The organism is Aequorivita sp. 609 (genome assembly GCF_014212065.1).
Lineage (GTDB): Bacteria > Bacteroidota > Bacteroidia > Flavobacteriales > Flavobacteriaceae > Aequorivita > Aequorivita sinensis.
Genome location: NZ_JACJVM010000017.1, coordinates 13272 through 25810, shown reverse-complemented (window position 1 = coordinate 25810; position 12539 = coordinate 13272). Strand labels below are relative to the sequence as shown.

11 protein-coding genes and 1 pseudogene are annotated in these 12539 nt (G+C 34.8%); 2 read left to right on the top strand and 10 right to left on the bottom strand.

The window, feature by feature from the left end:
• Positions 1-11 precede the first annotated feature (11 nt).
• Positions 12-140, top strand: a pseudogene (locus tag H4O20_RS07130) (ATPase); the annotation flags it as partial.
• A 180-nt stretch (positions 141-320) separates the two neighbouring features.
• Here H4O20_RS07130 and H4O20_RS07125 read toward each other — a convergent pair.
• The 4 genes from H4O20_RS07125 to H4O20_RS07110 form a co-directional block, all read right to left on the bottom strand.
• Positions 321-3440, bottom strand: a complete 3120-nt coding sequence (locus tag H4O20_RS07125) for a type I restriction endonuclease subunit R (protein WP_185098754.1) — start codon at positions 3438-3440, stop codon at positions 321-323.
• 114 nt (positions 3441-3554) lie between these two features.
• A complete protein-coding gene (locus tag H4O20_RS07120; RefSeq protein WP_185098753.1) occupies positions 3555-3806 on the bottom strand; it encodes a hypothetical protein in 252 nt (83 codons plus the stop codon).
• A 94-nt stretch (positions 3807-3900) separates the two neighbouring features.
• Positions 3901-5094 (bottom strand): restriction endonuclease subunit S, encoded by a 1194-nt coding sequence (locus H4O20_RS07115; protein WP_185098752.1) that lies wholly within the window; start codon positions 5092-5094, stop codon positions 3901-3903.
• Positions 5091-6602, bottom strand: coding sequence for a class I SAM-dependent DNA methyltransferase (locus H4O20_RS07110; protein ID WP_185098751.1), 1512 nt, complete (start codon positions 6600-6602; stop codon positions 5091-5093). Before H4O20_RS07110 ends, H4O20_RS07115 begins: the two co-directional genes overlap by 4 nt.
• A gap of 435 nt (positions 6603-7037) precedes the next feature.
• Between H4O20_RS07110 and H4O20_RS07105 the strand changes: the two genes are divergently transcribed.
• A complete protein-coding gene (locus tag H4O20_RS07105) occupies positions 7038-7415 on the top strand; it encodes a hypothetical protein (RefSeq protein ID WP_185098750.1) in 378 nt (125 codons plus the stop codon).
• A gap of 556 nt (positions 7416-7971) precedes the next feature.
• On the opposite strand, the gene H4O20_RS07100 is transcribed toward H4O20_RS07105, so the two are convergent.
• From H4O20_RS07100 to H4O20_RS07075, 6 genes are all read right to left on the bottom strand, one after another.
• Positions 7972-8499 carry a hypothetical protein gene (locus H4O20_RS07100; protein ID WP_185098749.1) on the bottom strand — a complete coding sequence of 176 codons (528 nt, stop codon included), beginning with the start codon at positions 8497-8499 and terminating at the stop codon, positions 7972-7974.
• A complete protein-coding gene (locus tag H4O20_RS07095; protein WP_185098748.1) occupies positions 8496-8792 on the bottom strand; it encodes a hypothetical protein in 297 nt (98 codons plus the stop codon). Before H4O20_RS07095 ends, H4O20_RS07100 begins: the two co-directional genes overlap by 4 nt.
• A 463-nt stretch (positions 8793-9255) precedes the next feature.
• Positions 9256-9936 (bottom strand): hypothetical protein, encoded by a 681-nt coding sequence (locus H4O20_RS07090; RefSeq protein ID WP_185098747.1) that lies wholly within the window; start codon positions 9934-9936, stop codon positions 9256-9258.
• A gap of 357 nt (positions 9937-10293) precedes the next feature.
• Entirely contained in the window at positions 10294-11400 is a 1107-nt protein-coding gene (locus H4O20_RS07085; RefSeq protein WP_185098746.1) for a hypothetical protein, read from the bottom strand.
• Positions 11401-11461: 61 nt separating this feature from the next.
• The gene (locus tag H4O20_RS07080; RefSeq protein ID WP_185098745.1) at positions 11462-11710 is read right to left on the bottom strand and encodes a hypothetical protein; all 249 of its coding nucleotides are present in this window, start codon (positions 11708-11710) and stop codon (positions 11462-11464) included.
• Between the two features lie 375 nt (positions 11711-12085).
• Positions 12086-12460, bottom strand: a complete 375-nt coding sequence (locus tag H4O20_RS07075; RefSeq protein WP_185098744.1) for a hypothetical protein — start codon at positions 12458-12460, stop codon at positions 12086-12088.
• Between the last annotated feature and the right edge of the window lie 79 nt (positions 12461-12539).

Genomic DNA, 12539 nt, shown 5'->3' with positions numbered 1-12539 from the left:
CTAATAATATGACCCACATAACCACCAACCTCAATGCCGAAGAAATCGAAGACCGTTACGGCAACCGCGTCCGCAGTCGACTACGCGAAATGGTAAACGTTATAGGCTTTGATAAAAACACAAAAGACAAAAGAAAATGAAAATCTGTGCTGGTTTTCAGGCTCGACGGAACATGTGAAAATCTACCGCCCCCATTGAATACCCAACTCCCCACTAATCCTCGAGTTCTATCGCTTTCCTCTTGGTTGGTCCCTCGCTAATGTCCGAGTCCACTCGAGTGACCTTCCTTCATCATCAAGTAAAATCAGAAAGCCTCTCTCCTAAACCCCACTAAAAAACTCCGCCAAATTCTCACTCTGAGCAATAACACGATCCGCTTCTATTCGAGCCAAATCAGGAGGGTAGCCATAACGCATTAAAATCTTTCTAACCGTTAATCTCAACTTTGCACGAACATCATCACGTTTACTCCAATCAACGGTAGCATTGTTTCTAACAACATCGACAATGGTGTGAATTAACTCTTTCATTTTTTCATCATCCAACATCTTAGTCGAATCATTCTGAGAAAGAACACTATAAAACGCATACTCCTCTGGACTCAATCCCAACTCCTCACTCTTGTGATCTTCCAATCGCATCTCTTTGGCAATTTCTGATAGCTCCTGAAGAACTTGAGCCGAATCTATCTGATTATTGTGATAACGCTTCACAACAGATTCCAACAATTCAGAAAAACGCTTCCCTTGGGCTATATTTCGGGTCTTACGAATCCGAACCTCATCACATAATAATTTCTTCAATAACTCGAATGCAACATTCTTTTGTTGCATATTTTTTACCTCAAGTAAAAACTCATCCGAGAGAATACTAACCTTCGGACTCTCAATACCAGCAGCTTCAAATACATCAACAATTCCATCACTAGCTAGTTTATCATCAATAATTTGCTTGATAGCTGTTTCTACTTCATAATCCGACTTCCCACTACTGCCTGTAAATTTATTAATCCTACTTTTTATAGCTTGAAAGAAGGCAACCACATCCTTAATAGCATTCGCTTCTGGGCTTGGTATAGACATCGCATAAAGTTTTGAAAGCAGCGTTACCTCTTTTAAAAACCTATCTTTTAGTTTCTCACTGGATAGAATAAAGTTCTGACCCGCCAAAATAATTTGCAGCCTTCTGCTTGTTTCAGCCTCGAAGTATTCTTTATAGTCGAAACCATGGAACATCTGCTCTACAATTTCGAACTTCTCTAACATACCAGCAATAGCTTCTCGAATATCTACAACAGGAGCGCCTTCACCTCCACTTTGCATATAAACCGCCATAGCATTCCTAAGATCTTGACCTATTCCAATATAATCTACGATGAGCCCACCAGGCTTATCTTTATAAACTCTATTTACCCGAGCAATCGCCTGCATTAAGTTGGCCCCTTGCATTTTCTTATCCACGTAAAGGGTGTGTAAACTTGGTGCATCAAATCCTGTAAGCCACATATCACGTACAATCACCAATTTTAATTCGTCGGTGGTGTCCTTCATTCTAATGGCAAGATCTTTCCGCTGACTTTTAGTGGTGTGATGAGGTTGTAAAATAGCTTCATCGTCTGAAGAACTGGTCATTATTACTTTAATAACCCCTTTGTCCATATCGTCATGGTGCCATTCGGGGCGTAACCTGACGATTTCATTATATAGCAAAACACATATCCTTCGTGTCATACCCACAATCATCGCCTTTCCTTCAAATACTTCCTGTCTTGCTTCAAAATGCGAAACGATATCGGCAGCTATATCTCTAACGCGCTCTGGGTGACCAATTATAGCATCAATATTGGCCGTTCTTTTTTTAGCATATTCTAATTGCTCCTCAGATACTCCTGCTATTTCTTCTATTTCAGAATCGATAGATTCAGTTGTCTTTTCATCCAATTTAATTTTAACCAATCGAGACTCATAGCTAATAGGAACAGTAGCGCCATCATCAACAGCTCGTTTTATATCGTATACATCAATATAGTTTCCAAATACTGCAGGGGTACTTTTGTCCTCTTTTTCAATTGGCGTTCCTGTGAATCCAAGATAAGAAGCATTAGGCAACGCATCACGCAAATACTTGGCATTTCCATAACGGATTTCTGAACCATCGTCTGTTTCTACCTCACGTGCTTTAAAACCGTATTGGCTACGGTGTGCTTCGTCTGCAACAACCACAATATTGGTGCGTTCTGATAGTGTATCGAAAACATTGCCCTCCGCAGGTGCAAACTTTTGAATAGTTGTAAAAATTACGCCACCACCTGATACCTTAAGAAGTTCTTTAATATGATCTCGGCTTGTGGCTTGTTTGGGAGTTTGACGCAGTAAATCTTTACAATTTCCAAAGGTGCTAAATAACTGATCGTCTAAATCATTTCTATCGGTTAGAATTACCAGGGTTGGATTTTCCATCTCTGGTTGCACAATAATTTGCCCGCTATAAAAAACCATAGACAATGACTTTCCGCTTCCTTGCGTATGCCAAACTACGCCAACCTTACGGTCGCCATCCTCGCTATGGGTAGCACGAATGGTTTGTTCTACAGCTTTCTGTACTGCGTAATACTGATGATATGCAGCAACCTTCTTGATTTTAACTTGAAATATTAAACCTGTTTTTTCATCTTTTTTCTCTTCTTGCTCAAAAACAGTACAGTACCTGATTAGCCTTACAAGCACCATTTTATCCAACATATGTTCTGTGAGAATCTGCAATTCTGTACGTGGATCATTTTCTATAAGCTCAGGCGCACGCCAGCTTAGAAAACGAGAAAAGGGAGCAGATAAACTAGAGGTCTTTGCTTCTATACCATCGCTAATAACACAAATAGAATTATAATAGAAAATACTAGGAGTCGCAGTTTTGTAGTTACCAATTTGTTGGTGAGCTCTACGCAACGTGGCTTTTTCGTTTAAAGCACTCTTTAACTCTATAAAGACTAGTGGTAAACCATTGATAAACAAAACGACATCAAATCGTTTTTCACTATTGTTTTCTTTTACCACCAACTGATTGACAACCCAAAAAGAGTTGTTATTTGGCTCTTCAACATCCATCAACCTTGCATTTACCCCAACCGTTCGTCCCTCTTTATTAAATTCAACCGTAACACCGTTAGTTAGATAAGAATGAAAACGCTCGTTGTTTTCCATAATATCTTCTGTCCCTAGGTTTATGACTTTTTGGTAAGCTTCCGCTAGTGCTGATGCTGGAATATTAGGGTTTAGTCGTTCAAGCGAATCTTTAAAATGATTTTCTAATAAAACAGAAACAAAATTTTCTCTTTGTGGATTGTCACCAAAAGGGGCAATGTCTGGGCCGTAATGATAGGTGTAGCCTTGTGCAATCAATTGCGCAATTAAGGATTGTTCAATTGTATTTTCAGTTACCATATTCTAGTGTTATTTAGTACTGTTATCAAATAACCATCAAATAAGATTACCTTGATTTTACAAGGCATTAGCTTGGGTCCATATTCATATATAAGCTTATCCATCAAATAAGAATTAAGCCCAAAAAGGAATATATTTTGCATACTTTCTCGATTTTGTGGTTGGGTCATCATCTTTAATTAGTCCAGAAGCTAATGTGTCTCGAATAATTCTCGAAGCCGTAGCTGCGTTATGTTCCTCAAGTGCAGAAAGTCTTTGCCCTATTTCTTCTGCTGAGTGAAAATTATGTTTAAATTGTACCCATTCACTTTCTCTAGGTTGTTTTACTACTTCTTCTAATAATTTATGTAATTGTGTTTCTGTCATACCCTTATCAAATAACCATCAAATAAAAAAAACTTAATAACCAGCTATATATACTTCTTTTTACATTCTATTTTATATTTACATCAAATAAGATTTACCCCCCAAACCCCTCAACCCGCAACTCCCCACTCATGAGTTTAGGCAATAAAGTGTCTCTGGTTTTGGCTAGGGATTGGATTTGTGTGGTGTTTTTTAGCACTTTTTTAAATATAGGACCTGAAATATTTGAAAACTCCATCATTTTATGGTCATCAGGATAAACAACATCGATATTTTCAATTTGGCTTGGGCTAATGTTTGGCTGAGCACTTCCGTATCCCATTGCTAATATCTTTTCTTCGAAAGAACCTGACATCAAAAAATTATACAAGAAGCTATTGTATTTACTTTGTTTCATAAAAAACTTACCTACTCTTTGATTTAAGTAAATTTCATTTTCTGAAGATGGCATAATACCTATTTTGCCTGTTGTGTTACCAGACATTGCCAACAAAATATCCCCTTCATTTAATTTAAAATATTGTACTCTTTCAAGTTTTGTAATTTCTTGTGAAACGCTTGAGATATCATTCAAACTAATTTTTCCATTCCCTTTTAAATCTTTTATTTTTATTGCTTTAAAATTTGATTCTTCAACAAAGTCTTTGGATTTAAATGCATATCCAGATTTTAATTTTGCAACCTCTGACAACTTCCCAACACGCCACCCCTCTGGCAATTCATCGCCCACTTGATACTTCCCACCTGCCTGCCGGCTAGGCAGGAACCACGCTGCAAAAATGGTTTGTGCTAGGGTTTCTAGGGTTTGGTTTTGGGCTTGTAGGTTTTCTATTTTATCATCGAAAGCTGTTAATACTTGGGCTATGGCTTTTTGTTCTTGGAGGTCTTTTGGAATTTTGACTAGTATTGGATGAATATGATTCCTGTTTAACGTTGGTACCCCAGAACCTGAATTATATCTTTCAAATGGAAAAGTTTTCAAAAAATAATAACAATACTTCACATTATTTTTGTGGAAATTCTTAATCCATAATGTTGTGTTTAGTGGCCAAAAGTCTAGTTCAGAAAGAAAAACATTCCCTAAAGAACCACTTCGTCCAGTTACAATACCCGGCCCTTTAACTTTGTACTCGATATGTGTCCCATCTTGACCATTTGAAACCAGTAATGGAAACAATCCCTCCTTTCTGTCTTTTTTAGGCAAATCAAAACCTCTTTGAAAGGTTACAACTTCACCCAAAGTTTTTTCAACCCAACCCTCAGGAATTTTATCTACAACACTACTCATAACGAAAACCCAATTTTAGCCAGTTGTGTTTTAATCTCTTGGTTCAGCGCTTCCTCTTCTTGCATTTGTTGTTTTAAAGTTGCGGTTAGCTCTGCCATTTTATCTTCAAAGGGGATACCATCGTCCTCTTCGTCTGGAATACCTACATAGCGGCCAGGAGTTAATACGTAGCTGTGTTTTTGTATGTCTTTAAGCGATGCGCTTTTGCAAAAGCCTTTTTCATCTTCGTATTTAGATGCTGAGCTTGTCGAAGCACGCCAATTATGGTAAGTATCACAAATCTTAGCAATGTCTTCTTCAGAGAAGTCTCTATGCACACGAGATTTCATAAAGCCCAGTTCAGAGGCATCAATAAATAAGGTTTTGTCGCTAGTTTTATTCCTACGCATAAACCAAATACAAGCAGGAATACCAGTGTTATAGAATAATTGTTTTGGTAAAGCCACAATACATTCTACTAAGTTTTCATCTACAAAGTTTTTACGGATATCGCCCTCGCCTGAGGTGTTAGAACTCAACGAACCATTTGCCAATACCGTTGCCATAACACCCGTAGGCGCTAAGTGATAAAGCATATGCTGTAACCAACCGTAATTAGCATTCCCTTTGGGTGGGATTCCGTATTTCCAACGTGCATCCTCTTGCAAAATATCCACACCCCAATCGCTTTGATTAAACGGTGGATTGGCAATAACAAAATCGGCTTTTAAGTCAGGGTGTGCGTCTTTTAAAAAAGAACCTTCGGTATTCCAAGCCACAAACTTAGAGTTGATATTGCGAATAGCCAAGTTCATCTTAGAAAGCTTCCAAGTCGTTTGGTTACTCTCTTGCCCATAAACCGTAATATCTTTTATGTTTCCTTGGTGTTCCGTAACAAATTTTTCACTCATCACAAACATTCCCCCAGAACCACTTGCTGGGTCATATACCCTACCTTTGTATGGCTCAATCATTTCCACCATTAATCTCACAATAGCTTTAGGAGTATAGAACTGTCCGCCTTTTTTCCCTTCGGCATTGGCAAATTCGCCTAAGAAATACTCATACACTCGACCAAAGAGATCTTTAGAGTTTTCATTTTCGGCTTGTAATTCTGTATTAGAAATCAAATCGATCAGCTCACCCAAAGCAGTTTTGTCTAGATTGGCTTTTCCGTACACCTGCGGCAGCACGTTTTTAAGTTCTTTGTTTTCCTTTTCTATAGCTTCCATAGCTTCATCCAAGGTTTGACCAATAGAAGGAAGCTTGGCTTGTGCATGAATATGACTCCAGCGTGCCATTTTAGGAACAAAGAAGACATTCTCGGCCAAATATTCATCGCGGTCTTCAGGATCGGACCATTCGTCTGCCTCTAATTTATCGTACAATTCTTTAAAAGATTCCGAAATGTATTTTAAGAATACAAGCCCTAAAACTACGTGTTTATACTCTGCAGCGTCTATGTTTTTACGCAATTTATCTGCTGCTTTGAACAGGTCCTGCTCAAAATTATTTTTTGTTTTTGCCATTTATAAGATGATACTCTTTTTGTGATTAATTATTTAATAAAATTTTTCTCCTAAATTAAAACATTACATATCATTCCCTCTTAGGAAAAAATTACTATCAATAAATTTCAAGGGGAGATAATTTCAAATATAACATTTATTTTAAGATTTAATTAAGAAGAGTTTTAACAGTTTAAAACAGTTGTAAAAGTGTTATTGTTGAGTTGAAATAAAAACAAACTAAAGTTGAGATTTTTGAACGAAAAATGATACTAAACAAATAATACCGTTTTAGAAATTATTGCTGGCAAATAACTTGAAAAAGCGATTAGACTATATCTTTTAAAATCAACCTTTGAAAAATTCTTTGAAAAAATAGTCAAAACATCTGCGTGAGATTTAGTTTCTTTATATGTTTAAGTTTAAAAATCGTTGAATCTATAAATAATTGAGGATATGAATTATGTAGAAATATTGGAAAAATTATGTTTGTCAGATAAAATTCCCGAGAATAAAGATTTTCTAATGCAAACTTTCAATTACCATCCAAACTACGAAGTATTAAATTTAGCAATAATTGAAAAAGCTAAGAATGAAGAAACATATATCAGCTTTGATTTTATTGACACTGACATGAAAGGATTTAAAGAAAAATCTATTTCCGAGGTGGAATATAATTATCGACGAATTTATCCTTTCAGCGGTGGTAATGCTTTAATGAATACATTTAATTATCCAAAATATTTAGCTGCAAGAGGATTCAAGGTTGAAATCAGAGCGGCACAAAAAAATCACGGTTACCAGTCAAAATCCTATTATATAAGTTGGAAATAAAATAAAACTATCCTCAAGGAGGGTGTTTTAAGGAATCGATAATTAATTTTATATTACCTTGTTGGATCGCCGTAAATTTTTCTAATTACAAAAGCCGAAATCCATCCACCCCGCTAGTGCCCCCCGCTAGTGCGCGAGTCCCCTCGCGTTCTTTCCTCATTGAACTTAAATTCTCAAGATCGATTTAAACACCCTACCTTCAGCACGTACTCATTCTTTCGTTCCGCAGGCTACAATCCTTTGATCGTAAGAGCCTACGGTGTAATTTATCTTGAGCGAAGTCGAAAGACGAAACATAAGCAATAATTGAATAAACAGAAACTCTTTCCATTAAAGCAATATCAATTTATTGCCAATGCTATTTGACTTTGCGCGCACTGCAGGAAATAACATAATATTTTCGGTTACTCAATTTAATATAGAAAGGTAAGCGGCCACATCAAAAATTGCAGTTAACAATCCCAATTAAGGGAAAACCAATCCCGGTTCAGTCAACACTGCATTCATGTTGGGTCGTACCCACCACACGAATGCTTAGTTATTGTAGCCAGTTTTTTTATTTTTCCAAATTATTCCATTCATCATAGACTTTTAGTAAAGCTTTAAATTTTGAAGTCAAAGGATTAAAGTATCTTTCTAATTTTTTACTTTCTACAAGTTGTCTGATTTCTGTATGATACGATTTTTTGAATCTTTTCTTATCAATTCTTTTATCTAAATATTTACTACAAGCATCTTCGTAAGCATTGATATTGTTTTCTATTGCTGATTCAAGTACCTTTTTCTGAGCATTTAGAGTTGCTTCCTCGTCAGTTGTCAATGAATTACTGGACTTTTTTGCTAATAACGGCGATATAATAAGAGTAATATCTCCAACTTTATCTTTAGAATTTGAAATCCTTTCACTTATTGAGAGTTCTAAATTTCCAAGAGAAATCATATTTTGAATTTCAGATTTATCAAGAGAATTTTTAGAATAGCTATTTGATTTTACTAACGAGATAACTGCTACAATTAACGAGCCTAATGCAAATAATGCAGAAATTCCAGCGATTATTAAGGTCAGTTTTTCGTTATCTGTCATTTGTCTAATTCGTTTAATATATAGTCAACCATATCAAGATATTGAGTGTTATCTTTTTGTTCTGAGATTATAACTTGTCCACCATCTCTATATTGAAATGGTCTTTTTCGAGATATAAATTCCCCAATATATTGTACTATTAATTTTTTATCCGAATAATCTAATGGTTTTTTACTTTCTGTATAAATAAGGCCGTTAATCTCGGAAATTATATGTCTTACAGCGGATGCTTTATCAGAACTTGTTACGAAGTTTTTTGCTAGTCGATTAGCGATTTCAATAAATGTTGCCATATATTTTGTCTTTTTAAATTACTCACAACGGTTCTCGGCTATGGCAAGTGCGGGTTTCAAGGCACTTACTTATCCGATTAGCGATTAGTTTATTTTGTGTAATTACTTTCATTTTAGCACTTTACCCCGCATTTGCTATAGCCGGTGTTGAACTAAACCTAAAGGTAGCTTCACGGGACAGTTACATCACGATTCACTACCTTTAAGTAATGTTTAATTCTAATATTTAAAGTTATGAAAAAAAAGTGACACCCTTATCCAAAGGGCTATTATTTCGGTTCCAGAGTTTGCAACACTCTACCACAAACTCAAACGATCTGTTGAACTCGCTGGTAAAAGTCCTTAACAAAAAAAGAGGTCAACGATCCCAAATCAGGGAAAACCGACTCCTGAAAATCCATCCCAAACCAGACCAATCCCCATAAGGGCAAACCGACATACACCGGTTCAGTCAACACTGCATTCATGTTGGGTCGTACCGACCACACGAATGCTTAGTTATTGTGTGTAGTTTTTTTTTTCTTATTAGTGTTATTCCAACTATCAATCCGACAATTCCCAATAAAATCAGCAATTCAGTTTTAAAAACGGAAATCAATTTCCAAAAGTCAGATTTTCCAGTTATTTGTTTTATTTCAGAGATTTTTGGTAACGAAATATGATTAAAAAAATAGTCAGAGTCTGTAATTCCCGTATCATTTTTTGAAATACAATTAAACAAGAATAATTGATTGCTCATTAAATAAACTTCCGATTCATAAAGTCGATTTCCACTGCTGTCAGTCAAGGTCAATTTCTGTCCGATAAGCCCATTCTTGTTAATTTCTTGTTTCGAAACAGTTGTATTCGGATAGCTTTTTGAAATGTTGGGTACAGCTTCATCATAAAGACTAATTAATTCCTTTTTAGAATTCGGTAGATTTTGTTCATCAATCAGCATTTTATTCCCGCTGTAAACTATGTCATTTTTTTCAGCTGATAGTTCGTACATTTTAATTCCGTCCTGTTCAGAATCGAAAAGATTGGCATTTTCAGCTGGCAATTTAAATCGAACGTTTTTGTCTAATTCAAAATCAAACCATTGTCCGTTTTGAGCGAATGATTGAAAAGAAATCAGTATTAAAATCCAATAAATATTTTTCAAATGTGAAGTGTTTAAAATTACTTACAACGGCAGTCTGTCTCAAAACTACACTAATTTTCTTTTAAATTCAGTTGCAGGGTTAAGATTTCTGTATTTAATGAATTTTATGAAATTTCTTCGGGAATGCGATTTTTAAAGCTTCCTGAGTGGATAATTAGGCTATAGCAAGCAACATAATTTTTAAAAATATATAAGATGTGCCAAAATGAAAATTAGAAAAATCAATTTCTAAAAACCCATCCCAAACTAGACCAATCCCCATAAGGGCAAACCGACATACACCGGTTCAGTCAACACTGCATTCATGTTGGGTCGTACCGACCACACGAATGCTTAGTTATTATTGCCAGTAGTTATTTATGTTAGTTTTTTTAAGTTTTTTTCTAAATCTTTCTTGAGTTTTATTAATTTTTCTTTTTCAGATTTACTAATATTATTGTCTTTTTTAACAATCTCATCAACCTCTGCAATACTATCCAGAAAGAAGGTTGAAATTTTCATTTTTAGATTGAATTCTTCGTTTTCAATTTTTTCTAGCCTACCATTATATTCTATAGGGTATTTTTCCTTATCAACTTTTGATAATTCATTTCTTTCTTTAGTTAGATTAACTTTGGTAGTATTAATTAAATCTAATTCTGAGGATATTTCATCTTCCTTATTTGTTATCCAATCATTTATTAAAAACCCCATATATTTATGCTGGAGTATATGCCTTATTTGATTATCTGAAAGATTTTTGACATATATTTCATATTCTAAATTCTCTAAATCTTTGGTAAAAATATCACTACTGTAATTATCAATAATTCGTTGTAAAATAACTAGAATAGAAAATGCTAAAAATCCAAATATGAAAAGATTCAATTTGTCTAAATCAGAATTTAGATTAAATAATAAGTTTATAGAATAAGTTATTACTATAACTGAAATTATTAGGATTATTATTGATAAAGTATTGCTTTTACTATCATTCGTTCCTTTATATATTTTATACCGATCCTTATCTTTAGTAAAAAGCACTGCTATCGCTAGAATTATATTGAATAATGATAGTATAGACATAAAAATTAAATATGGAGAGAATTTAACGTCATCATTAAAATTATTGAAAGCTATATATATTGTAGGTATTGTAGGAGTTACAAATAATAATGACTCTATAAGAGGTTTGAAATAACTTTCGGATTCTTTAGAATTCTTAAGTACTCTTAAAGAAGAAGAATTACCTATAGAAGATAAAAAACTTTCATAAATCATATAAATAGCTAATGAGGAATTTAATGAATACATAATTATTTCAACAAAAGTTAAAGAACTAAAATCTTCACTTATTTTAGGAAGTAAATCAATTAACTTAAAGATTACTATAATTAGTATAGAGTATAAAACATAATTTGTAATTCCACTAGCTTTTTTTCTTTGTAGATTTCTATCATTTATTTTCGTTATATAATTTCTCATAGATTATTTTATTCTTAAAGCGAGTTTTTATAATTACAGCCAACGGCAGTCTGTCTCAAAACTACACTAATTTTCTTTTAAATTCAGTTGCAGGGTTAAGATTTCCGTATTTCATGAATTTTATAAAATTTCTCGGGAATGCGATTTTTAAAGCTTGCTGAGTGGATAATTGGGTTATAGCAAGCAATATAACCCCTAAAAACGAATTGAGCGCAGCGCAAACGGCCGTTATATCGAACTTTACACCGAGATTAAAGAGTCGTTTAAGGTTGTAGGCAAGGGTCATCAAGCCGGCATCTGCCGAAGCCACGGCTATCTTTTGCGACCTTTACTGCCCGTGGACCACCGCTACACTGGCAAGAGCAAATCAAAAAACAGTTAAACAGACCTATATAAAAAAACGTGAATCCCGACGTAACGGGACTCCTATGGCCAAAATGAAAGTAAACGACCAAACAAACCTGAAAAACAGTGGAGAAAAACTACAAAATGTACAGTGCGCTATAATTCCTTAGCAAAAAAAGAGGTCAACGATCCCAAATCAGGGAAAACCGACTCCTGAAAACCCATCCCAAACTAGACCAATCCCCATAAGGGCAAACCGACATACACCAGTTTAGTCAACACTGCATTCATGTTGGGTCGTACCCACCACACGAATGCTTAGTTATTGTAGCCAGTTTTTTTATTTTTTCAGTTCGTTAAATACTATTTCATCGTTAAACTCAACTTTAGAAATATGTCTAACGCTATTATTCCAGTCGAGTGGTGTCCAATATTTAGGATATTTCACAACGATTGGATTTCCGATTAATTTTTCTTTCAGATTGTTTAATTCTAATCCATTTTCCAATCCTCTATTAATGTAAAATCTACGTTCAGTATTTTCCATTACGAAAATAACGTCATTACCTTTATTGCTATAAATTTCCGTTACAATTCCGCTTTCCGAAATAGTTCTATCTTCAGATACGATTGGGACAGGTCTAAAAATTAGGACAGCAATTATTAAAATAATTAAGCTGAAACTAATTAAAATAATCTTCGCAATTTTCTTCATAATCGTGATTTTTAAATTGGCTACAACGTGTTTGTGTAAGAATAGTTGCGTGGGCTGGCACGAAGCATAGCAAGTACAA

Bases quoted from the DNA above. Each gene is read 5' to 3' on its own strand.
- H4O20_RS07125 (WP_185098754.1), bottom strand. From the start codon at position 3,440: ATGGTAACTGAAAATACAATTGAACAATCCTTAATTGCGCAATTGATT.
- H4O20_RS07120 (WP_185098753.1), bottom strand. From the start codon at position 3,806: ATGACAGAAACACAATTACATAAATTATTAGAAGAAGTAGTAAAACAA.
- H4O20_RS07115 (WP_185098752.1), bottom strand. From the start codon at position 5,094: ATGAGTAGTGTTGTAGATAAAATTCCTGAGGGTTGGGTTGAAAAAACT.
- H4O20_RS07110 (WP_185098751.1), bottom strand. From the start codon at position 6,602: ATGGCAAAAACAAAAAATAATTTTGAGCAGGACCTGTTCAAAGCAGCA.
- H4O20_RS07105 (WP_185098750.1), top strand. From the start codon at position 7,038: ATGAATTATGTAGAAATATTGGAAAAATTATGTTTGTCAGATAAAATT.
- H4O20_RS07100 (WP_185098749.1), bottom strand. From the start codon at position 8,499: ATGACAGATAACGAAAAACTGACCTTAATAATCGCTGGAATTTCTGCA.
- H4O20_RS07095 (WP_185098748.1), bottom strand. From the start codon at position 8,792: ATGGCAACATTTATTGAAATCGCTAATCGACTAGCAAAAAACTTCGTA.
- H4O20_RS07085 (WP_185098746.1), bottom strand. From the start codon at position 11,400: ATGAGAAATTATATAACGAAAATAAATGATAGAAATCTACAAAGAAAA.
- H4O20_RS07075 (WP_185098744.1), bottom strand. From the start codon at position 12,460: ATGAAGAAAATTGCGAAGATTATTTTAATTAGTTTCAGCTTAATTATT.